Raw genomic sequence first — 22,712 nt, 5'->3', positions numbered from 1 at the left:
ATTCAGCCGTCTGGATTTATGCGCGCGCCCAACGGCCTCACACTGAGCGCATCGGCCATTTGATCGACCAGCGTCTTGACGTCTCCTGCCTCTGCAAAAAGCCCTTCATAGACTATGTGAAGGCGCGCCCTGCATTGCTCAAACTTTGCAAGCTGCTCTACGCCTTTATCCGTAAGGTGAAAGACCCGCCGACGCGCGTCCTCGTCATCCTTTTGATGGTGTATCAGGCCCAGACTGACAAGCTTGGGTATTTTTTGCATGACCAACTGATGCGAACGCCCAAGCTCTTTTGCCAGATCCGATGCTGAGGCCGCGCCGAGGTGTGCCAAAATGACCATCAGTGAGCAGGAATGCACCGGGATGACAATCCCCATATCATCGAAGACGGCTTTCGATTGCTCATCAATCAGAACACTTAATCGCTCCAGAGCGCGGCCGAGAAAGACGATGTCATCAATCGCGGCCGGATTATTTTTTCGCTCAGTCATGGCGTTTATAGACCTGAATGGTGCCGTCTTTGTTCACACGCTCCAGCGACGTCACTTTTCCGCGCTGCGTATTTAACCGATATCTGAAATCCGACACACCTTCTACCGCGAACACATTCCCACCGATCGGCTCCAGCGCCACGCGGAAACGGTCTCGCCAGATATAGTATAGCGTACCGTTCTCCAGAACTATTTTGCGCCCGTCGTATGACCCGACGGCTTTTTGCAACATGCCGGTATCGACATCGGGACGCTGAATCTTTGCCATTAATACCGGCAACTGCCAGACATATGCCTCTCGACTAGCGCTATCGGCCCTCGACAGATTTTCAAGCGCCAGCTTATGCGCGAACGGAAGGGCTTGAATCGAGGGGCTTTCAATGTCGGGCTTCACCCCGATGCCTTCAAAATCACCATGATCTACCGGATCGCGTATCTGACCGATCGGCACCTGCACAAAGAAATCGTCATTGACCGGTTTACTGGCAACCGGATGCGCCCCGCCCGCGGTCAGCTCCCCGATCAGGGTCGCCCGCCCAAGCTTTTTCATCGTGTAAGAAAACCATTCAGCCGCTGAGAACGAGGTGGAGCCCGTCAGAATATAGACCGGCTTATCCACCATACGCTTCCCCGGCAGCCCCGGCAGCACCCATTGCCCGCGTTCGATCCGCTTGCCGTCTTCATTGTAATAATAGTCGAAGAGAAGCTGGTCTTTGTCCGCGGGGAAGAAATAGCTTGCCAGAAATTGTGCCATTTCAAGGTGGCCGCCATTATTATAACGAAGATCGATGATTATGGCATCGCTGTTCTCAACGAAGCGCATCACAGATGCGGCGGTATCATACGCAAGTTCGGGATCGGCAAAATAGCTGAACCGGATGTACCCGATATTACCATCCAGACGGCGAACCTCGTCAAATCCGAAATTGGTTTCCTCAAGCCTGGCCCGTTCTTCTGCACGTATTTTGGCCTTAAGCGCCGGGTCAGCCGTCGCCCGATATTCGGCTACCCACTTGGCATCGACGCCTACGAAGAAGTGCAGGTCACCGCTGAGTTTAACGAGATCATCCGTCAGCTTGTGCGCAAACTCATCCTTCGTGGCGGCTGAATCGTAGGCTCCCATTTTCAGTTGATTCTGAAGCGCTGGCGCAATTTTTTGGGCCATGTCTGGAAACGCATAGTTCGCATTTAAGGTGCTGTTAAGCGATGCGACGATCGCTGTCTTTTCGTCCTGCGAGATGGCCGGACTATCGGCAAACGCGCCGGTCGCTAAAAAAAACGATAGTACCGGGATTATCGAAACCCGTGATAGTCGAGCGCGCATTTGGTGCTTCTCCAGAGTGGCAATATTTTTATACAACATATTGCGCAATATATTGTAATAATTATCGCACCAGATTTTTGTTAGCCGTGCGCATCGATCTGAATTTTGCGGTTAGCCGATACTAAAACCCCCTCCCGAAGGCTTCGGGAGGGGGTTTTGTTATTTTTGAACGATGGGGTCGTCGGCTCTGGGTTCGATCAGGTTATCGTAAAAGAACCCGAACATTTTCTGGAAGTAATAGGGCTGGCTGACATTGTGCTTGGTGTTGGGCAGGATGACCAGTTCATGATCCTTACCGGCATCAATCAGGGCCTTGGACAGCTTCATGGTCGCGGCAATCGGCACATTGTCATCAATGTCGCCGTGGATCAGCATCAGCTTACCCTTAAGGTTTTTGGCGACCGGAATATTGGAATTGGCTTCCCAGGTCGCGTCATCGGCAATGCCCATCGTCACTTCCGGCCACCAGGCCTTATCGATGCGCTGATCATGGTTGCCCGATGAGGCCACCCCGACCTTATAGAAATCCGGCCGGCGCAACACAAAGCGCGCCGTATCATAGCCCCCGGCCGAGCCGCCGTAGACGCCGACACGGTCAAGGTCAAAATACGGATATTTCGCCTTCATGGCCTTAAGCACCCAGATGTGGTCGTCAAGGCCGACTTCGCCCAGATTCTGATAGGCCGACGACCGGAACGCCTTACCGCGCTGGGAGGTGCCGCGCCCGTCAACCGTGACCACGATCGCCCCCAGTTGCGCCATGGCGTTCAGACCATTGACGATATTGCCGGCGTAATCCTCAGTGAAACGGTGGGTCGTAGGCCCGGTATAGACGTTTTCAATCACCGGATAGGACTTTGACGGATCAAAATTCTTCGGGCGGTGGATCATACCGTACAGCTTGGTCTTACCGTCATCGGCCAGGGTCTCAAACGGCTCCGGCGGGGTAAAGCCGGTGGCCAACAAGGCCGATATATCGGCGACCCCAAGCTCAGACACGATCCGGCCATCCCTGGCGTCCCGCAGCACGGTACGCGTCGGATCGGTCGGTGACGACATGCGGTCGATGATCCACTTGCCATCCGGTGAAATCGTCGTGTTGTGATCCAGCGGCTCCGGCGTCAGGTGGGTGATCTTACCGCCTTTGGTGACGCGGTACAGCGACGATGCATACGGGTTGACGCCCTTTTCGCGGCCGATACCGGCGATGATCACATCGTCTTTGTCGATCCGTTCAATGCCGGTGACTTCCCAGTCGCCGCTCGTCAGAGCCTTGCCGCCATCAGGATTTTCGCCGGTCTTGATGAAGTATAACTGTGCCCAGCCGCTGCGTTCGGAAATGACGAAATTGCCGCCCCATTCCGGCGCGTGGCGGATACCGCTGGAGGTCACGGTCACGATGGGTTTGAGCGCTTCACGTACCCGCACCACGCCCTTGGCCGTGGCTGGATCGACCTCAAACAACACGATTTCGCCGTAGCCGCGCTTTGACCACTCATAGATAACCTTATCGTCCGACCAGTAAACCGCCGGATCGCCGGGCCACAGCAGTTCGGTCGCGGGGACGTCCAGATAAGTCGCCTTGCCCTTAAGGTCGATCAGGACCGGCTTGACCAGCGGCAGATTGGGCGCCCCGGCGGTCGGATAGACATACTCAAACGAACGCGGGAAATGGCTGCCCTGCGGCGCCTGTTGCACGCCGGTCCAGATATAGGCCCCGTTGCGATCCAGCCGGTAGGTCAGTATCTTTTGCGAATCTGGCGACCACTGCACGCTCAGGCGCATTTTCGGGGTTTCGGAATTGGCATCGGCCATATCGCCAAACTGCGGATAGTTCTGGCCGTAACGCTGATCATACCCACCATCAAAGGTCAGCGGCGTTTCGCGATTGGTGGCGACCTCAACCAGATAGAGGTTACAGTCACGCCCAATGACCTTATACTTGCCGTCAGGTGACACCGCCCCATCCGGCATAACGAACGGCGCATTGGCCGTAAGGTTTCCGGTCGCGATCTCATAGCTCCACTCGCGGCCACCCGCCGACAGCTTAAGCACATTTTTATCCGCGTCATAATCCAGCGGGCGGACATCGATGACGCCGTCCGCCTTGAGGCCCGCGGCTTTGAGCTTGGGCGTGAGCGCCGCCTCGGTCGTCAGTTCGGTCTGCGTACCCTTGGCCGGATCGGCCAGGATGAGCCGGCCCTGCCCTTTTGGGCCCTTGCGATAGATCACGCCGTTGCCGCCGCCCGTAAACGACGCTGGCATATTCAGATCGGTTACCAGCGCCGACAAGTTGGCGTACATATAGGCGTCCGCCGCCTTGAAACGGTCTGCGCGTTGCGTGGCTGGCGTGGGGGCCTGCGCATAAGCCAGCGGTGTCGTCATAAGACAGGTAGCCATAAGCGCGGCGGCCATGACCGATGAGGCCAGAAGGGAGGATTTGAATGTCACGAACATACTCATTGAAAAGAAGAATTATTGCGCCGCGACGGCGCTGACCACAACCGTCAATTCACCGGCATTGTCGGCGAAGATATCGTCATTGAGACCGAACTGAAGCTTTTTGGCATTTGGCGGCACGATGACCTGAAACGCGTCGCCGACCGCAAACGGACGGGCGACCAGGGCGCCCTTATCGTCGACAAACACGCCAATCAGTTCGTTGAGATGCACCGGATACATGGCCGGGTCGATAAACCGCGCCGGAAAGATCGAGCCCGACCCGCCGACCTGATCGGTGGCTATGAACGACTCCTGCCCCGCCGGCCCAAAGGTCGGTCCGCCCGGAATGGTCGAGGTCGCGCCGGTTGCGGTAATCATCAGCTCTTTACCGGCAACGATATCGCCGCCCTTGACCTCGATGGGCTTGGTGCCATCATTGCGGCCAAACGGAATATTCTTGTTGGCCTTGAGACTCCACGGCATGGTCGTGCCCGGCACCTTGACCGTCACAGTCTCCGCAAATGCCGCCCCCGCCATAATTGAAAACGCGGCGATTATGACCGCAGTGACCTTAACCGACATATCGGCTCCCCTCGATACCAGCCAAAACTATTGTCAGACATATTGAGTAGTTTTGCGGAACAGTCAAATATTTTATACGATATACCACGCTATTGACAATTGTCAGCGCAGATCTAGGGTCATAAACATAGGGCCAAAAAGTGGGTGATATAATGAGCCATATTCGCAAGCTGGTAATTGTCGGCGGCGGTACCGCGGGATGGATGGCCGCGGCTGCCCTGTCGCGCGTCATGGGCACACGCAATTATCAGATCACGCTCATTGAATCCGATGAAATCGGCACGGTCGGCGTCGGCGAAGCGACGATACCTACCATTCAGGAATTTAACACCCTGCTGGGGATCGATGAAAACGACTTCATGAAGGCGGTCAATGGCACGTTTAAGCTCGGCATCCGCTTTGATAATTGGTCAAAACCCGGCAGTTCCTACTTCCACCCGTTCGGCGTTTACGGCGTCGATATGGGCGGTTTGAACTTCAATCACTTCTGGATGCGCTACCATAAGGCCGGCGGCTCAGGCGATTTCGGCCTGTTCAACCCGCAGACCCTGGCCGCCCGCAAAGGCCGCTTTGGACGCATGGCCGAGATAAACCCGCAGGCGCCGAAGGTCAACTACGCCTTCCATTTCGATGCCTCATTATACGCCAAATTCTTGCGCGGATACTGCGAGAAAAACGGCGTCGTGCGTCAGGAAGGGACGATCACCAAGATCGCGCAACACCCCGAAACCGGCGATATCACCGCGGTGACCTTAGCCAATGGTCAGGTGATCACCGGCGACCTGTTTATCGACTGCTCCGGTTTCCGGGGTCTGCTAATCGAACAAACGCTCAACAGTGGTTATGAGGACTGGTCAAAATGGCTGCCATGCAACCGCGCCGTCGCTGTGCCGTGCGATAAGGTCGGGCCCGCCACGCCTTACACCACTTCGACCGCGCAGGAAGCTGGCTGGCAGTGGCGCATCCCGCTACAGCATCGCACCGGCAATGGTTATGTGTTTTGCGACGCTTATATGAGCGAGGACAAGGCCAGCGACCTGATCCTGCAACGACTGGACGGCAAGGCTCAGGCCGAGCCGCGCGTTATCCGATTTGTCACCGGCCACCGTAAGCAGATGTGGAATAAAAACGTCATCGCCATGGGCTTGGCGTCGGGGTTCCTTGAGCCGCTGGAATCGACCTCGATTTGGCTGGTGCAGGACGCGATTACCAAGCTGTTGAAATATTTCCCCAAAGAGCGGATCACGGACGTTCAGCGGACCTGCTTTAACCGCGACATGTTGGCGGCCTATGATAACGTCAAGGACTTCCTGATTGCTCACTATAAGGTGACCGAACGCGAAGACACGCCGTTCTGGGCCTACTGCAAGCACATGGATATCCCCGACAGCCTGAAATTCCGGCTGGAGTCCTTTGCCGAACATAATCAGTCACTGGTTGCGCCCACCGAACTGTTCAAGGACGCCAGTTGGTTCGCCGTTCTGGCCGGTCAGGGCATGGTCCCAAAATCCTACAACCCCGCCGCAGATATTATGCCGGACGATGAATTCCGCTGGCGGATGCAGCGTATCCGCGAAGGCAGTGCGGGCTTAGCCGACATGATGCCGCCGCACGAAACCTATCTGGCTAAGGCCTGCCCCTCCCCGCAACTGGTCGCGGTCTAAGGCCCCATAACCTTTGGAAACCGCCAGCCTGTCTGGCAGTTTTTTAGTGTCTGCAAACACACAAAACAAAACAGCCCGCCGTTTCCGGCGGGCTGTTCGTTTAGGTAATCACAGTTCGATTAGTAGCGGAAACGCGCACTAACCTGAATGGAGCGCGCCTGAACCCGCAACCCCATCGGAGATTTGTTGTCCTCGCCCCAATAGCGCTTGGTGTTGTCTTCGAGCAGGTTTGTGCCCTCGACGCTAAGCGTAAGCTGCTTAATTGGTGTCCAGTTAAGCGAAGCATCCAGACGAGAGGTTGGCTCAACATAGAGTGAGTAAGCCCCTTGATCGTAATCAAGCACAGCGCTGTCACGATAACGATCACGATAGTTATAAGCCACCCGAGCACTCAACTGAGGCGTATCGTAATATAGAGACAGGTTATAGGTATACTTAGAGTTACCCACCGCATTGTAGTCGCCCAGACCATTATCATCAAGGTATGGATACTTGATTTCAGCCTTCTGGTTATAGGTGGCATTAAATTGAGCGCCAAAATTTGACCAGAAATCCGGCAGGAATTCAAAGAAACCTTGAGCCGCGAATTCATATCCCTGGAACTTACCGGGGCCCGCATTGACAGGGCGATCAAGTATCCAAAGGCCGGAGTATCCCGGAACCTCAACCCCCAGACCGTCAGGCCCGGTTTCACGTACCCATGTGATAAAGCCGTCCGGCTCTTTCAGATAAGTCGCGAACGATACAATCCCGCCACGGCCGAAGTAATATTCAAGTGACGCATCATAGCTGGTTTCACGGTTAGGCTGCAAATCAGGGTTACCACCCCAACCACACCGGCAGCCATCGCTCAGTGATGCCCATGACGTAGCCTCACCAAATCCGGGACGCTGAATGTTTTCAGTGTAGGCAAGACGAAGTTGCAGCTTCGGTGTGAAGTGAATAGCGGCACTTGCACTGGGCAATACATCCATATACTCGATAGGTGCCGTTACCGGATCAGCGGTTGGGTTAGCCCGGGTTGTACTCGCCCCTTCAGTACGGGCGACACGAACACCGGCATTACCATCAACGGGGAATTGACCCAGATTAAATCCGTAGTCAAGGCGACCGTAAAGCGATGTCACCTGCTCAGTCGATATAAACGAGCTGAAGCCATTTTCAGTCGTAACGACCTTATCTCCCCAACCGCCGGAGCCACCGGAATAAGACCATTTGGTTGGATCGGAAGCATAGGTTCGGATAGCATCAAAATTGCTGATGATGCTGTTGAGATTTAAGCGATACCATGTCGGAGAATCGAAGCCGGGAACCTCAATGGAAACAGCATCGTAATTTTCAGAACCAGGGAAATCGAGAAGCTTAACGGCCTTAGCCCCCTCGAAGCCCGCGTATCTGTAACCATAGGCGCGAGCAGCGTCACGATCACTGTAGCGCGCACCAAACTGCACAGCACGGAAGAACTTATCCTCACTTATGCGATAGTTGACATTCGCTTGCCAGACGATTTCTTCGCTTTCTTCAAAGCTTTTGCCGTTTTCGATTTCGCGAAGATAATAGTTATCAACATTGTCGAGACCAATGCCGACATATTCGACATAAGGCGCACTATCCACCGACTTAGGGGAGTCCATATCTATCTTGAAGGATGTGGCATTGTTGAAGCGAATAGTCTGTCTATACCATTCCAGATCAAGGCGGTTTTCATCACGATAGACGCTGGCATCAAAGGTCAAGCGGCCATTGGTCCAACGGGTTTCAAAATTGATACGCGTATTTTTTGTATCAATCGCCGAGTCATTAGCCCACGGGCCAATCGGCAAGTTTGTGCCGGTAAAGGTCGCCGACTTAAGCGTACGCCCGTCAGGCATAAGCACAACATCAGAAAGAACCGCATTGGAATCCTTAAGGCGGGCTTCTAGAACGTCCATCTGACGATGTTCTTCAGCATCAAAACCAGAAGCTTCCAGCAGGAAGCTCAACTGGTCATTCACCTTCCACTGCAAGGCCGCGTTATATGACGGGCGCTCAACATAGCCACGCTCAACGCCGTAACGGGCCTTGTAAACACCAACGACACCCTTCTGATCAGCCGGAAGACTGGCTAGCTGGTCCCCCCAGAACGGGCGAGGGGTTTCGCTTTCGATGTACTGCTCACCGTAGTTGTTCTTCTGGTACGAAAGATTGAGCAGGAAGCCTAATTCGCCCGCATCGGTCAACCAACGGTTCGCCACCAAGGCACTGTAGTAAGGGCTTTCGGTATCGCCGACATTGCTGTAAACGCGGCGAACACTGCCTGCGGCCGTTAAGCCCATGGGCAGGTCCAGCGGACGACGCAGATCTACGTTCACGGTCCCGGCGATACCGCCTTCGACCTGATCAGCGCTTCGCGTTTTGTAGACCTGAACTGACTTGAGCAATTCAGCCGGGATATCGTTCAAAGATGCGCTACGTCCCGTGCCGGTATTGGTGGAATTTCCGTTAACCGTCGTTTGAATGTCCGTCATGCCGCGAATGGCAACGCTGCCGCCTTCGCCACGCTCACGCGTAATCTGCACGCCCGTGATGCGCGCGATCGCTTCGGTCACGTTGTTATCAGGCAGCTTACCCACGTCTTCGGCGTCGATGGCGTCAACGATTTGCGCGGCGCGGCGCTTTTTGTTGACGGCGGACTGAAGGCTCTTGCGCAGGCCTTTAACAACGACGGTTTCGAGTTCCTCGGTCGCCGCCGCGTCGGCGGCAGCGCCGGTCGTAGGTGTAACTTCTTGAGCAATCGCGGGCGCGCTGATAACTGCGGCAATCAACCCAGTGGCCGCCAGTACCCACCGCCTGGCGCTTCTGTTCGTGTGCATCATAATTTTCCCTTTAAGCGAATGTCGCCTGAAGGGTAAAAGGCCATGAAAAAACGAGAACGTCAAAATATTTTATACGATATACCGGCGTTTTCGTGACGATTTTATTAACCGGACAAATAGTGTTGCGGTTTTGTCACGCCATTTTCACCTGTGATATGCTGCGCCGCAAACCAACAACCACCTGTTATAGCTGTGTATTTTCCACATAGAGCCGCCCCATAAGGGATAAGATATACAAAATACGAAAATGGCCGCCACTATAGCCACGACCAGCCCGTAGTCTGGATTTCGGCAAAATGTAGGCAAACCTCTACCTATTTGTCTGCGTAAAGCCTTGCATATATCTGTATATTGTATACAACTTGACGCAATATTGGAGACCCACATGCCCTCATTTGCCCTCACCTCCCGCCGCCGCCTGCTGTGCGGAGCCGCCGGTTTGACCGCCCTGTCCGCCCTGCCCGCCATGGCGCAGACCGCTTCGAAATTACTACCACAAAAGGCAAAGTCATTGCCGCTGTCGGACGTGCGGCTTTTGGCATCGGACTTCAAAACCGCCGTCGATGTCAATGAAAAGTACCTGCTGACGGTCAATGCCGACAGTCTGCTACATAACTATCGCAAGGGTGCGGGCCTGACACCGAAAGCCGAAATCTACGGCGGGTGGGAGCGCGACACCATCGCCGGTCACAGTCTGGGGCATTATCTGTCGGCCATCTCCTTGATGTACGCCTCGACCGGCAATGCTGAGTTTAAGACCCGCGCGGCCTACATCATTGATGAACTGGCGCTGATTCAGGGGATGCAGGGCGACGGCTATGTCGCCGGCTTTACCCGTAAGCGTAAGGACGGCAGCGTCGTTGACGGCAAGGAAATCTTTCCGGAAATTATGGCCGGTGATATCCGCTCAGCCGGATTTGACCTCAACGGCTGCTGGGTGCCGCTCTATAACTGGCATAAGCTGTACGGCGGCCTGTTCGATGCGCAGACCTTTTGCGGCATCAATAAGGGCCTCTATGTCGGCGAAAAGCTGGGCGTCTATATCGATAAGGTCTTTGCTGCCCTGAACGATGAGCAGGTGCAAAAGGTGCTCGACTGCGAATTTGGCGGGCTGAACGACAGCTTTGCCGAGCTTCACCGCCGCACCAATAACCCGCGCTGGCTGGCTCTGGCCAACCGTATGCACCATAAGCGCATCATCGACCCGCTGATGGCCGGTGAGGATAAGCTCGGCGGCAACCACGCCAATACTCAGGTGCCGAAGCTGCTGGCCGAAGCCACGCTCTATGAAATCACCGGCAAGCCTGAGCACCATAAGGCGACCTCGTTCTTTTGGGAGCGCGTCACCAAGCACCATTCCTATGTCATCGGCGGCAATGCCGACCGCGAGTATTTCTTCGCGCCCGACACCATCTCAAAGCACATTACCGAAGCGACGTGCGAGCATTGTAACACCTATAATATGCTCAAGCTGACGCGCAGCCTCTATAGCTGGAACACGGATTCAAGCTATTTCGACTATTTCGAGCGCGCCCATTTAAACCACGTCCTGGCCCAGCAGAACCCAAAAACCGGCATGTTCAGCTATATGATGCCGCTGTTTACCGGGGCCGAGCGCGGTTTCTCCAGCCCATTCGATAACTGGACCTGCTGCCACGGCAGCGGCATGGAAAGCCACGCCAAACACGGCGAGTCGATTTTCTGGGAAGGTGGAGACGCCCTGTTCGTCAACCTCTACATCCCAGCGACCGCCAAATGGGCCGCGAAGAACGCGCAGATAACGCTCGATACCCGCTATCCTTATGACGGTGCGTCAAAACTAACCGTGACCTCGATCCGCCGACCGACGCGGTTCAAGCTGGCCCTGCGCGTGCCGGGTTGGGCCAAGTCGGCTGACGTATCTGTTAATGGCAAGCCCGCCAAGGCCACCCGCGAGGGCGGCTATCTGGTCATCGACCGCGTCTGGGCGGCGGGCGATTCGGCCACCCTCACCCTGCCGCTTGATCTGCGGTTCGAGGCCACCACCGACGACGCCAAGGTCGGCGCCATCCTGTACGGCCCGCTGGTTCTGGCCGGTGATCTGGGGCCGGTGGAAACCGAGTTCAAGGGCACCGAACCGGCATTGGTGGCCAACGACCTGATCGCGACCATCAAGCCGGTGGCGATTGAAAAAGCCCACTTCCGTACTCAAGGCTCCGGTCGTTCGGGCGAGCTTACCCTCGTGCCGTTCTACAGCCAGTATGAGCGCCGCAGCGCTGTCTATTTCAAGAACTTCGACGAAGCCCAATGGAAAATCGAAGAAGCCGCGTTTCTGGCCGAGCAAGCCCGCCTGAAAGACCTCGCGGCCCGCTCGGTCGATGTCATGCACCTCGGTGAAATGCAGCCCGAACGTGACCATAATCTCGAATCCGAAGTGTCCTGGCCGGGCAGCTATCGTGGTCGCTATGGCCGCGATGCCCGTCAAGGCGGCTTCATACAGTTCACCATGAAGGTGCGCCCCGATGCGCCGCTGATCCTTCAGGCCAGCTACTGGGGCGATGACCGCCGCCAGTACGACATCCTGATCGACGGTGAAAAGCTGACCACCGTCACTCACGCGACGGCCCCGAAACCCGGTGAGTTCTTCGATGAGCAGTATCCCGTGCCGGAGCATTTCACCAAGGGCAAGTCGCAGGTACTGATCCGCCTGCAACCGTCCGGCGGGCGATCGACCGGCATGGTATTTGGTATGCTTTTGTTTACAGCGAAATAATTAATCCATCAGGACTCCGAACATGATCCGCGCCCTGCACCACAGCGCCTCAGCGATTGCGCTTTGTCTGTCACTGTCTCTTACCCTGTCGGCCTGTGGCGGCGGGGGCGGATCAGCCTCGGCCCAAACCCCGCCTGCAACTCCACCCACTACCCCGCCGGTTGATGCCAGCGGCTGCGTTTCGGGCGACTATAAGGTTGTCTCCGGCACCCCTGAAGAAGCTGCCGTCAGATACGAGACCGCGCACTATGCCTTCCGCTGGAAGGGCGATGCGGTCAATATGAATGATGCGGTGGCCGCCGGTCAAAAGCTGGAGCAAATCTGGACCGCCTATATGGGCCCGATCAAATTTCCGACGCCCTATTGCGACACCGCCACCAAAGGCAAGGCCAATATCAACCTGGATCCGTCGTTTGCGCTATCGGGCGGCCCGACCGGCGACCGCGACATGGGCATGTGGATTCATCCGTTGTCACTGAAAGACAACTGGGGTCTTGCCCACGAATTTGCCCACGGCCTGCAAGGCTCGACGCGGGGCCTGCGCGATTCGCCCTATGTTGGGTGGTTGTGGGAAAGCCACGCCAACTGGATCACCCATCAACTGCCGGAGTTTCGTTCCAACGTCCATTGCTCGGAAATGCTGGTCAACTTCCCGCATCTCTATTACGGCTCGACCCGTGACCGGTACTGCAACTGGCAGTTCCTGGAGTACCTGAAAAACGAACATGGCTATGAGGCCGTCAATAATATCTGGACCGGTGCTATTGATACGGGCCAGCCGGGTTACCTTGAGGAAGACGTTTTTGCGATCCTGATGCGTAATCAAAAATGGACGATTGATGAGTTGAACACCGTCTTTGGCAACTGGGCGCTGAGCAATGTCAACTGGGACTATATCAATCCCGATGGCAGCGATCAGGGCGCGGTTTACCGAAACTCCTATGGCTCCTACGATAGCCGTGACGGTCAACGTGCGCTGAGGGTCACCCAGCTTGATCCGATCGATCTGGCCAAGGGCCGCTTCTCAGTACCAGAATTATGGGCGCCGCAGCGCTGGGGCTATAATCTGGTCAGGCTTTATCCCGATGCCGGGGCGACCCGCGTCACCGTCACCTTCCGAGGCGTGGTGCAGGATAAGACGTCCTCACCCCTGCCCGGCCTGAATAATGAACCGGCCACGGTCGCGTATGCCAATTCCGACTGGCGTTGGGGCGTGGTGGCGATTGGTGCGGACGGCAAATCACGCATCAGCCCTGCCGTCGATGGCGCGGACGGCGATATGGTCTTCCCCGTCAAGGCCGATGATAAGGCGCTCTATATGGTCGTGGTCGGCACGCCCAAGGTGCACCAGAAAATCGCGTGGGATCAGGCCTACTACTCGCTCTACCGCTACCCGTGGATGGTGCAGTTGGACGGCGCCAAACCCGAAGGCTTTCAGGCGGGTGCCCCCACCCCGACCGCCAGCGGTCACCGTCATGCCAATGGCGGCGGCTGGGTGGCAAGTGCCGCCAATGTCGCCTCAAGCGCCTATGTTGGGCCCTATGCCCGCGTGCTGGGCGGCAAGGTATCCGGCAATGCCCGCATCGAAGACCATGCCATCGTCACCGGCGGCGACATCTCCGGCAATGCGGTTATCGGCGGCATGAGCGTTATTTCCAAGAGCGTCGTCGTCAAAGACAATGCGGTGGTCAAGACCACCTTCATGGGCATTGGTGAGTTTGAACCGGGGACGGAGCTATCCGGCACCGCGCAGATTTACGGCGATGCCGAGGTCCGCGGCGGGCCGAAACTGTCGAAAGGGGTTTATACCGGCATGGTTGATCAAAATTCTCAGACCGACCCTAAACAGGGGTTGGAGCTTACGGCTATACCTGCCGGTGTCACCGCGAAACCTAACTATGTGTGGCGACCATGATCCGGCGCAGGTTTTTCATGGCGGGGGCCGCATCAGCGCTCCTGCCCGCCATCGCGTGGGGGCAAACAGCACCCGCCATGCCTGATGACAACACCAAGGTCATTCAGATCACGGACTTATCTAACCGCCGCACCAATCTGCGCACTCTGGCCGACAAGGCGGGCTACACCGGCCAAAGTCCGGCCAGCTTTGCCTTTGTGGTGCCCGCCAAGACCAATATCTTGGGCGCATCGGGCGGCGGTCACGGCATCGACACCGGCGAATGGCCAAAAGACGCCCAACTGTGGCTGATCGTTGACGGCAATGTCTACGGCGGCGGCGGAGACGGCGGCAATGGCGGCGACATTCCGGGCGCTTCTGATGGCGGACGCGGCGGCGATGCCATCTTTGCGCGCGCGCCAATCCACATCATTGTCACCGGCAAAGGCTCGCTCAAGGCCGGAGGTGGCGGCGGTGCCGGTGCCAATGGCGGCGGTGTTGGCGGATCAGGTGGCGGCGGTGGTTTCCCAAACGGTCGCGAAGGTGAGGCGGGTTCAGCGTCCAATCCTGATGATCAGACAACGGCTGTCGGCAACAAGGGCCGCATCGGCACCATAGCCGGGGGCGGTGCGGGCGGCTCCAAGGGCAATCCGGGCGGTAACGGCGGCAATGCCGGCATGGCCGGACAGTCCTTAAGCCGATCCGGCGGCGGTGCCGGTAATGCCGTCCGCAAAAACGACCACGCCGTGAAGATCGTCAACTACGGCCAGATCATCGGGGAGAGCTATTAAGCCCACGATTATCATCCGGGTGCAGGGGCCGTGCCCCTGCCTGCCCCCTTCCCTTCGCTTGTGCCACATGCTATCGCGGCGCGTATGAGCACTGATTTATCCCTGATCCGTAACTTTTCCATCGTGGCCCACATCGACCACGGGAAATCGACCCTGTCTGATCGTCTGATCCAGTTCACCGGCGGCCTGACCGCGCGGGAAATGAAGGAGCAGGTGCTCGACAATATGGACATCGAGCGCGAGCGCGGGATCACCATTAAGGCGCAGACCGTGCGGCTGAACTATAAGGCCAAGGATGGCAAATCCTATATCCTCAACCTGATGGATACGCCGGGCCACGTTGACTTTGCCTACGAAGTGTCGCGCTCACTGGCCGCGTGCGAAGGCTCGATCCTGGTGGTCGATGCGTCACAGGGCGTCGAGGCGCAAACCCTGGCCAACGTCTATCAGGCGATTGATAACAACCACGAAATCGTGCCGGTTCTGAACAAGGTCGATCTGCCGGCGGCTGAGCCTGAGCGTATCCGCGCCCAGATCGAAGACGTGATCGGCATCGACGCCAGTGAAGCCGTGCTGTGTTCAGCCAAGTCCGGCATCGGGATTGAGGACGTGCTGGAGGCCATCTGCGCCAAGCTGCCGCCGCCCAAAGGCGATGTGACCGCCCCGCTTAAGGCGCTGCTGGTTGATGCCTGGTACGACGCTTATCTGGGCGTGATCGTTCTGGTGCGGGTGTTTGACGGCGTGATGAAGCCCGGCCAGCAGGTCAAGCTGATGAACGCCGGTGCAACCTATAAGATCGACAAGCTGGGGGTATTTCAGCCCAAGGCGACCGACGTTGAGGCGCTGGGCCCCGGCGAAATCGGCTTCTTTACCGCCCAGATCAAGGAAGTGTCTGACGCGGCGGTGGGTGACACCATCACCGACGAGAAAAAACCGACCGCCCAAGCCATGACTGGCTTTAAGGAAGTCCAGCCGGTGGTGTTCTGCGGCATCTTCCCGGTCGATGCGGCCGATTTTGAGGATCTGCGCGCCGCCATGGGCCGCCTGCGCCTGAATGACGCCAGTTTCTCCTATGAGATGGAAACCTCAGCCGCGCTTGGGTTCGGGTTCCGCTGCGGGTTCTTAGGCCTGCTGCACCTTGAAATCATTCAGGAACGTCTGTCGCGTGAGTTCAATCTTGATCTGATCGCCACCGCCCCGTCGGTGGTCTATAAGATCTATATGAACAATGGCGATGTCATTGATCTGCATAACCCCGCCGACATGCCGGACGTGGTCAAGATCGACCATATCGAAGAACCGTGGATCAAGGCGACCATCTTTACGCCCGACGATTATCTGGGCGCGGTCATCAAGCTGTGTCAGGATCGCCGCGGGGTGCAGCTTGACCTGTCCTACGTCGGCACGCGCGCCATGATCGTCTATAATCTGCCGCTCAATGAGGTCGTGTTCGATTTCTATGACCGCCTGAAGTCGATCTCCAAGGGCTATGCGTCGTTCGACTATACGATCGAGGAATACCGCGAAGGTGACCTGGTCAAAATGTCGATCCTGGTGAATGCCGAGCCGGTCGATGCTCTGTCGATGCTGGTCCACAAAGACCGCGCTGAAATGCGTGGGCGCGGCATGTGCGAAAAGATGAAAGACCTGATCCCGCAGCACCTGTTCGTTATTCCGATTCAAGCCGCCATCGGCGGGCGCATCATCGCCCGCGAAACCGTCCGCGCTCTGCGCAAGGACGTGACCGCCAAGTGTTATGGTGGTGATGCGACCCGTAAGAAAAAGCTTCTGGAAAAGCAGAAGGAAGGCAAGAAGAAGATGCGGCAATTCGGCAAGGTCGAAATCCCGCAGGAAGCCTTTATTGCCGCGCTCAAGATGGATAATGATTGACCCCCTCCTCCCCATTTCATGGGGAGGGGAACCGCGAAGCGGTGGAGGGGTACAAAGGGGATAGATACCCCTCCGCCTCGACAAGCTCGGCACCTCCCCACTTCGTAGGGAGGAGGAGGCAGTCCAAAACCGGCCGCCGTTCGTAGAAAGCGTAAGTTTTCACAACCGGAGCCCATGCCATGTTCATTCGCCCTGCCGCCCTCATCGCCGCCGTCAGCACGCTGGCCTTATCGGCCTGCGCGTCACTGGATATGGCCACCAATTCGCAAGCCGAACCGAAGTTTATTCTGGAAGACTATTTCGCGGGCAAGACCCTGGCCTACGGGACGTTTGAGGATCGCTCATCCAAGGTCATGCGCACTTTTACGGTCGTGACCTACGGCACCAAGACCAACAGCGGCTTGACGCTGGATGAGCAGTTTCTATGGAGCGACGGTGAGCGTCAGCGCCGCACATGGACATTTACTAAACTCAGCGACGGGCTTTATGAAGGCCGTGCCGGCGATGTCGAAGGGGTGGCCAAGATCACCAATCGCGGCAATGCTATCCGCATCCAGTATGACCTGAACGTGCCCTATAAGGGCAAGACGATCAAACTGAGGTTCGATGACTGGTCGCATCTGGTGGCCGATGGCGTGGCCATCAACCGCGCCGATGTCTCTAAATTCGGCATCCATGTCGGTCGCGCGACCTTGAGCTTCATTAAGCCCGATGCGGATCGCCCCGTCGCAGATGAGCTTGGGAAAGCGTTTGCGGCAAACAAATAAAATATAAATTAAATTGTTTAGTTTTTTTATTTATAAAAGAAGCAATATGAGTAATATTCGAAACTTTTAAAGTAAAATTTCTCTAAACAATATTCCCTAATTTATCAAAAACAGCCACGTAAAAGTTAGACTGTAAATCATTTCCCTTTTGATTTATCCATTCTGCAACTCTTTTGGCTTTTTGAATATTATGGGTTTCCAGAACATTTGCTACGACGAACAATCTGTCACTCACATCTGTTCCCGCTCCATTGCGTCTTACGTGATCAATCACAGTGATAACCGAGAATGATCCCGCCCCCATTTCCATTTCAGTAGCTTTCTCTACCATGAAAACATCTCCAGATTGTATAATCGCCAATACACAACCTGGGATTTTTCGTTAAGTAAATTCTCCGTGATCGCCGCAAAAAAGAGCCTTGTAAGGCCGCATTTAAATACAGAAGCCCATAGATTATCGTGGGAGCAAACTCAAAAACGCCCTGAAAATTCAATACACAGTGTAAAAAATAAGGCTACTTTCTGTTCATGGCAGCTATATGCACTTGCCAACATGAAAAGAACACTTAGCTCGCCCTCAAACAGCGAAGCGTACGAGCAACGCATCAAGGGATAGGGACTTTCTTACGAGCCTAGCTCGCGTCCTTAACCATGCCCTCAAGGCCGCAGTCGCGCACCTTGCGATACAGCGTTGAACGGCCAATGCCTAAGCGGCGGGCGACTTCGGACATATGACCGGCATAGACGCCGATGGCATGTTCGATCAGATCGCGCTCGATTTCCTCAAGCTTACGCAGATGGCCCTTATCGTCCAGAATACGCACCGGCGCGTCCTGATGCAGTTCATTAAAGGCCGCCTGATGCTCAACAATCACCTGCGGTAAGGTCGGTGTAGGTGCCGCCTCAGACGCCGTAGCGTAGCTGGCCGGGGCCGGCATGGGCGCGCTCTGGCCACTGATGGCCGGGAAATCGAACGCTTGCAGATGCGGCGTATCCGACAGCACTATGGCGCGGTAGATGGTGTTTTCCAACTGACGGACATTGCCGGGCCAATCATACTGGGTCAGCATGTGCAGGGCTTCGGGCGACACACCCGTGACGCGTTTGCCCTCTTCGATATTGAAGCGGCGGATGAAATGTTCCACCAGCGCCGGAATATCTTCGCGGCGTTCGCGCAAAGACGGCGCATCGACCGGAAAGACGTTCAGGCGGTAAAACAGGTCTTCGCGGAAGGCACCGGCCTTGACCTGATCCTGCAAATTGCGGTTGGTGGCGGAAATGATGCGGACATCGACCTTGACCGGGCGCTTGGAGCCGACCGGATCGATCTCGCCTTCCTGCAGCGCGCGCAGCAGTTTGACCTGCATATCGAGCGGTAGTTCCCCGATTTCATCAAGGAACAAAGTCCCGCCATTGGCTTCCTGAAACTTGCCCAGATGCTTATCCGACGCGCCGGTGAACGAGCCTTTTTCGTGGCCGAACAGGATAGATTCCACCAAATTTTCCGGCAGGGCCCCGCAGTTGACGGCCACAAACGGCTTACCCGCCCGCTCCGATGAGCCCTGAATGGCGCGCGCGATCAGTTCCTTCCCCACCCCGCTTTCGCCCAGGATCAGCACCGGAATGTTCGACTTGGCGGCCCGTTCGCCCAGACGGCGGACCATCAGCATGGCCTGAGACGCCCCCACCAGATCATCAAACGACGTACGACCCGTGGTGTGTTTTTTCAGGCGCTGCACTTCGGCGACCATATCGCCCATTTGCAGCGCGTTACGGACGCTGACGACGATGCGTTCCGGCGACGCGGGCTTAATGAAAAAATCCTGCGCCCCGGCCTGCATGGCCTTAACGACCGTGTCGATCCCGCCCGAGGCGGTCAGCACCACCACCGGCGTTTTGATACCGGCCGCGCGAATGTCTTTTAAGGTGTCGATGCCCGATTGTCCCGGCATGACCAGATCCAGAATGACCGCATCAATGGTCTGCCCGCCCGAGAGGCGATCATAGGCCTGCGCGCCGTTTTCGGCATGCACCACCCCAAACCCTTCGCGTTCCAGAACGGCCTGAATCAGGCGACGCTGCGTCGGATCGTCATCGCAGATCAGTATCGTCTTAGCCATGTAACACCCATCATCTGATTTTCGGCGCGGACATTTCCGCCTAACCGGATTATTTTGAGACAGGTTTACGCCCATCAGGTGAAAATCACGTCAAGACATGTGGTTAATGTATCGTTTCAGTACGGATGGGTGGGATTTTGTCCAATATTTACGTACTCAGTTTGAGCGTTTTATAATGCCCTCAACAACCAACGGCTGATATTCAAGGCGAATTGTTCATTGTCGATGCTTCGTAATCCCATACCAACCGTTTGAGACTGCCCATTACCAAAATTCACACGTTGAGCGGTTATCATTGCGGCCTCCCCGAGAACGACAAGGCGCCCGGCACCGTGCTCAAGCGCAAAGCCCTGTACGCGACCTGCAACGGCGGCATCCATAGGGGCCTGCCTCTTCTTGAAGGCCATTTCTGCGTCGCTCAGATCCTTATTTGATCTGGCTTCACGAGCGCCGGCTCCGAGAGACAACAAGGCAACCCCTCCGGGAGGCAAGGTTAATGACTGGCCTGAGAAGCTTTTGACTTTCTTGATTGCCTCTTTTGCATTCAAGCCGTTTGTGATGGGATGATTTCCGAGAGCACCTGACTTTCGGTCAAATTCTATCTGGGTTGTTAAGCCGCCCGATGTCGGCTCATAAACCCATCCATCTCCCATTTGAAACCCAAATACGTTCGCAAGGTTTTGGGTGGCAGCGCCGAAAGGTGCGTGGTCGGCAACCAGCCAAAGCGCCCCTCCCGATCGAACCCAAGCCTCAAGTGCTGCGCATTCCTCAAGTGTGAAGGCGGTGTCGCTGGATCGATCTCTGGGAGGAAGGGCATTGGCGATAACCAGAGCATCAATGCCAGTCAAAGCATTTTCGTCGAACTTTACGACACCAGGCTTGACGATGAGACCATCGGCTCTCAGTAGATTCGCAAAGGGCTCATAACGCCCGGTCGCCGTATGAAAATTATTGTGGGCCTCGTCTATGACGACGACCTTTCCCGAACCTTGAAAGACCGGGGCGTCCACTTTGGGCTTATAGCTCTTGTCGGCCTGTTGTTGGGCCAGGCTGGGATAGGCAGTGGATACAGCAGACACCGCAGCCGCAAGCAAAAACAAACGCCGATCAATGGTCACAGATTCCATTAAAGTCGTCCCCCCATATAATCCCGATAGTCGTATGGTCAGAATTCATATAATGCAAAAATAAAAGGGTTATGACAGGCGTTTTCCCTTAAATTCATACCGTAGCGGAATTCGAGCGCAAAGATTCCCGCTCGATTTTTGAGGAGCATTGTGGTTGAACGCGACTATGACCCCAAATGCCCCCCTGCCCGTCGATCCTGAAACGCAACTGCCCGTCTGGGATCTGTCTGATCTCTACAGCGGCCCGGAGGATCCGGCTATCGCCGCCGACCTCGATAAAGCGCAGGGCCTGATCAAAGACCTCGCCAAGCTAAACGGCGCGTTTCTGGCCGGACGGCATGATGCCGAGCGATTGGGGGCGTTAATCGATCAGGCCGCAACCCTCAATGAGCGGGCGATGGACAGTTTGAGCGGGGCTATGGCCTATGCCACCCTGGCGTCCACCATCAACCGCGACGATGCGCGTATTTCAAAGCTTGATGCCGATCTGCGCGCCAAGGTCGCCATGATGTCGACCGACACTTTGTTTCTCAATCTGGAACTGAATAAGCTTGAAGACTGGGAAATCGAGCAGGCGCTCAAATCCGACCGTGCCACCAAATGGCGGCCGTGGCTGCGTCGTATCCGCGCCGGTCGGCCCCACGAATTGTCGCCTGAGCTTGAAAAACTGATGCTGGAACGGATGCCGGCCACCACCCAATGGACGCGCCTGTTTGATGAGACCCTGGCCCGTTTGCGCGCCAAGGTTGGTAAAGAAAGCCTGACCCTCAATGAAACCCTGTCGCGGCTTGCGGCCCCGCAGGCCTCGGTGCGTAAGGCTGCCGCTAATGGTCTGAGCGCGGCCCTGAAAGACAACGCGCCGACACTCGCGTTGGCGCTCAACACACTGGCGTTTGAAAAGCAGATCGACGACCGCTGGCGCAAATACCCCACCCCCGCGGCGTCTCGCCACCTCGCCAACGAAGTCGATGCCGACGCGGTCGATGCCATGGCCGAGGCGGTCAGTGAATCCTATGCTGCCTTGTCGCACCGTTACTATGCCCTGAAAGCCAAGCTGATGGGCAAGAAACAGCTCGATTTCTGGGACCGCAACGCCCCAATCACCAGTGATATCCAGAAAAAATATAGCTGGGATGAGGCCAAATCCGTCGTCCTCAAAAGTTTTGCCCAGATGGGCGGCGATTTCGAGGCCCGCGCCCGCGTGTTCTTCGAAAAACCGTGGATTGATGCCGCCCCCAGAGCCGGGAAATCGTCCGGAGCCTATGCCCATCCGGTGTCGTCATCGCACCACCCTTACGTTATGCTCAACTTCACCGGCGACCGGCGCGAAGTTTTGACCTTAGCCCACGAACTCGGCCATGCGGTCCATCAGACTATGGCCGCGCCGCTGGGCTCGACGCTGGCCGACACGCCGCTGACGCTGGCTGAAACCGCCTCGATCTTTGCCGAAGGTCTGGTGTTCGAGCATCTGGTGGCGGGCGCAACGCCTGATGAGAAAAAAGCCCTGCTGGCCGGTAAAATCGAAGACGGCCTGAACTCCGTCATCCGCCAGATCGCCTTTCACCGCTTTGAGGAGCGGTTCCACGCGGCCCGTAAGGACGGCGAAGTCAGCGTCGATCAACTGAACGCCCTGTGGCTTGAGATCATGGGCGAATCCCTCGGCCCCGCGATCAAGCTGAATGACGGTTATGAATACTGGTGGGCCTATATCAGCCACTTCGTCCATGTGCCGTTCTATGTCTATGCCTATAGCTTTGGGGATTTGCTGGTATCCTCCCTGATGGAAAAGCGCCGTCAGGATCCGACAGGCTTCACCCCGCTCTATGAGCAGCTTTTGAGCGCGGGCGGCACCAAAACCTATGTTGAGGCCTTAGCGCCGTTTGGCCTCAATCCGCGCGAAAAAGCGTTCTGGAAACTGGGCTGTCAGCGTTTAGAGAGCCTGATCGACCAGTTTGAAGCGTTAAACTGAGCCCGAAACCGTGACAGTTGACCGGATCACCCGGTGTTTGCTATATC

Annotated in this window: 15 protein-coding genes; 7 read left to right on the top strand and 8 right to left on the bottom strand. The window is 56.3% G+C overall.

The window, feature by feature from the left end:
* Positions 1-2 precede the first annotated feature (2 nt).
* From OVA03_RS15670 to OVA03_RS15655, 4 genes are all read right to left on the bottom strand, one after another.
* On the bottom strand, positions 3-488 hold the full coding sequence (locus tag OVA03_RS15670; RefSeq protein ID WP_267525967.1) for a MarR family winged helix-turn-helix transcriptional regulator: 486 nt from the start codon (positions 486-488) through the stop codon (positions 3-5).
* The gene (locus tag OVA03_RS15665; RefSeq protein WP_267525966.1) at positions 481-1,812 is read right to left on the bottom strand and encodes a S41 family peptidase; all 1,332 of its coding nucleotides are present in this window, start codon (positions 1,810-1,812) and stop codon (positions 481-483) included. Before OVA03_RS15665 ends, OVA03_RS15670 begins: the two co-directional genes overlap by 8 nt.
* A gap of 159 nt (positions 1,813-1,971) precedes the next feature.
* A complete protein-coding gene (locus tag OVA03_RS15660; RefSeq protein WP_267525965.1) occupies positions 1,972-4,263 on the bottom strand; it encodes a S9 family peptidase in 2,292 nt (763 codons plus the stop codon).
* A gap of 24 nt (positions 4,264-4,287) precedes the next feature.
* Complete coding sequence (locus OVA03_RS15655) at positions 4,288-4,836, bottom strand: hypothetical protein (RefSeq protein ID WP_267525964.1); 549 nt, start codon at positions 4,834-4,836, stop codon at positions 4,288-4,290.
* Positions 4,837-4,988: 152 nt separating this feature from the next.
* Here OVA03_RS15655 and OVA03_RS15650 point away from each other — a divergent pair, with 152 nt between their 5' ends.
* Positions 4,989-6,500 carry a tryptophan halogenase family protein gene (locus tag OVA03_RS15650; RefSeq protein WP_267525963.1) on the top strand — a complete coding sequence of 504 codons (1,512 nt, stop codon included), beginning with the start codon at positions 4,989-4,991 and terminating at the stop codon, positions 6,498-6,500.
* Between the two features lie 119 nt (positions 6,501-6,619).
* On the opposite strand, the gene OVA03_RS15645 is transcribed toward OVA03_RS15650, so the two are convergent.
* The gene (locus OVA03_RS15645; RefSeq protein WP_267525962.1) at positions 6,620-9,355 is read right to left on the bottom strand and encodes a TonB-dependent receptor; all 2,736 of its coding nucleotides are present in this window, start codon (positions 9,353-9,355) and stop codon (positions 6,620-6,622) included.
* A 385-nt stretch (positions 9,356-9,740) separates the two neighbouring features.
* On the opposite strand from OVA03_RS15645, the gene OVA03_RS15640 reads away from it, so the two are divergent.
* The 5 genes from OVA03_RS15640 (at position 9,741) to OVA03_RS15620 (ending at position 17,449) form a co-directional block, all read left to right on the top strand.
* Positions 9,741-12,107, top strand: a complete 2,367-nt coding sequence (locus tag OVA03_RS15640; protein WP_267525961.1) for a glycoside hydrolase family 127 protein — start codon at positions 9,741-9,743, stop codon at positions 12,105-12,107.
* A gap of 22 nt (positions 12,108-12,129) precedes the next feature.
* Positions 12,130-14,022, top strand: a complete 1,893-nt coding sequence (locus OVA03_RS15635; protein WP_267525960.1) for an Svx/AvrXca family virulence/avirulence protein — start codon at positions 12,130-12,132, stop codon at positions 14,020-14,022.
* Positions 14,019-14,792, top strand: a complete 774-nt coding sequence (locus OVA03_RS15630) for a hypothetical protein (RefSeq protein WP_267525959.1) — start codon at positions 14,019-14,021, stop codon at positions 14,790-14,792. The genes OVA03_RS15635 and OVA03_RS15630 overlap by 4 nt, the downstream gene beginning before the upstream one ends.
* Before the next feature lie 84 nt (positions 14,793-14,876).
* Positions 14,877-16,682 (top strand): translation elongation factor 4, encoded by a 1,806-nt coding sequence (gene lepA / locus OVA03_RS15625; protein ID WP_267525958.1) that lies wholly within the window; start codon positions 14,877-14,879, stop codon positions 16,680-16,682.
* A gap of 179 nt (positions 16,683-16,861) precedes the next feature.
* Positions 16,862-17,449, top strand: coding sequence for a DUF3833 domain-containing protein (locus tag OVA03_RS15620; RefSeq protein ID WP_267525957.1), 588 nt, complete (start codon positions 16,862-16,864; stop codon positions 17,447-17,449).
* A gap of 82 nt (positions 17,450-17,531) precedes the next feature.
* Here the strand turns inward: OVA03_RS15620 and OVA03_RS15615 are convergent, their stop codons facing one another.
* The 3 genes from OVA03_RS15615 to OVA03_RS15605 all read right to left on the bottom strand — a co-directional run bounded on the left by OVA03_RS15615 (position 17,532) and on the right by OVA03_RS15605 (position 20,696).
* Positions 17,532-17,780, bottom strand: coding sequence for a hypothetical protein (locus OVA03_RS15615; RefSeq protein ID WP_267525956.1), 249 nt, complete (start codon positions 17,778-17,780; stop codon positions 17,532-17,534).
* A gap of 301 nt (positions 17,781-18,081) precedes the next feature.
* On the bottom strand, positions 18,082-19,569 hold the full coding sequence (locus OVA03_RS15610) for a sigma-54-dependent transcriptional regulator (protein ID WP_267525955.1): 1,488 nt from the start codon (positions 19,567-19,569) through the stop codon (positions 18,082-18,084).
* A gap of 170 nt (positions 19,570-19,739) precedes the next feature.
* The gene (locus OVA03_RS15605; RefSeq protein WP_267525954.1) at positions 19,740-20,696 is read right to left on the bottom strand and encodes a hypothetical protein; all 957 of its coding nucleotides are present in this window, start codon (positions 20,694-20,696) and stop codon (positions 19,740-19,742) included.
* 166 nt (positions 20,697-20,862) lie between these two features.
* On the opposite strand from OVA03_RS15605, the gene OVA03_RS15600 reads away from it, so the two are divergent.
* On the top strand, positions 20,863-22,665 hold the full coding sequence (locus OVA03_RS15600) for a M3 family oligoendopeptidase (protein ID WP_267527740.1): 1,803 nt from the start codon (positions 20,863-20,865) through the stop codon (positions 22,663-22,665).
* Positions 22,666-22,712: the final 47 nt, after the last annotated feature.

Origin of the sequence: Asticcacaulis sp. SL142 (genome assembly GCF_026625745.1) — a bacterium.
GTDB lineage: Bacteria > Pseudomonadota > Alphaproteobacteria > Caulobacterales > Caulobacteraceae > Asticcacaulis.
Note: the sequence above shows the minus strand (reverse complement) of the source record. Positions and strands in the feature narration are given on the sequence as shown.

Coding starts and splice junctions, on each gene's coding strand:
- OVA03_RS15670 (WP_267525967.1), bottom strand. CDS start 488: ATGACTGAGCGAAAAAATAATCCGGCCGCGATTGATGACATCGTCTTT.
- OVA03_RS15665 (WP_267525966.1), bottom strand. CDS start 1,812: ATGCGCGCTCGACTATCACGGGTTTCGATAATCCCGGTACTATCGTTT.
- OVA03_RS15655 (WP_267525964.1), bottom strand. CDS start 4,836: ATGTCGGTTAAGGTCACTGCGGTCATAATCGCCGCGTTTTCAATTATG.
- OVA03_RS15650 (WP_267525963.1), top strand. CDS start 4,989: ATGAGCCATATTCGCAAGCTGGTAATTGTCGGCGGCGGTACCGCGGGA.
- OVA03_RS15645 (WP_267525962.1), bottom strand. CDS start 9,355: ATGATGCACACGAACAGAAGCGCCAGGCGGTGGGTACTGGCGGCCACT.
- OVA03_RS15640 (WP_267525961.1), top strand. CDS start 9,741: ATGCCCTCATTTGCCCTCACCTCCCGCCGCCGCCTGCTGTGCGGAGCC.
- OVA03_RS15635 (WP_267525960.1), top strand. CDS start 12,130: ATGATCCGCGCCCTGCACCACAGCGCCTCAGCGATTGCGCTTTGTCTG.
- OVA03_RS15630 (WP_267525959.1), top strand. CDS start 14,019: ATGATCCGGCGCAGGTTTTTCATGGCGGGGGCCGCATCAGCGCTCCTG.
- lepA (WP_267525958.1), top strand. CDS start 14,877: ATGAGCACTGATTTATCCCTGATCCGTAACTTTTCCATCGTGGCCCAC.
- OVA03_RS15620 (WP_267525957.1), top strand. CDS start 16,862: ATGTTCATTCGCCCTGCCGCCCTCATCGCCGCCGTCAGCACGCTGGCC.
- OVA03_RS15615 (WP_267525956.1), bottom strand. CDS start 17,780: ATGGTAGAGAAAGCTACTGAAATGGAAATGGGGGCGGGATCATTCTCG.
- OVA03_RS15610 (WP_267525955.1), bottom strand. CDS start 19,569: ATGGCTAAGACGATACTGATCTGCGATGACGATCCGACGCAGCGTCGC.
- OVA03_RS15605 (WP_267525954.1), bottom strand. CDS start 20,696: ATGGAATCTGTGACCATTGATCGGCGTTTGTTTTTGCTTGCGGCTGCG.
- OVA03_RS15600 (WP_267527740.1), top strand. CDS start 20,863: ATGACCCCAAATGCCCCCCTGCCCGTCGATCCTGAAACGCAACTGCCC.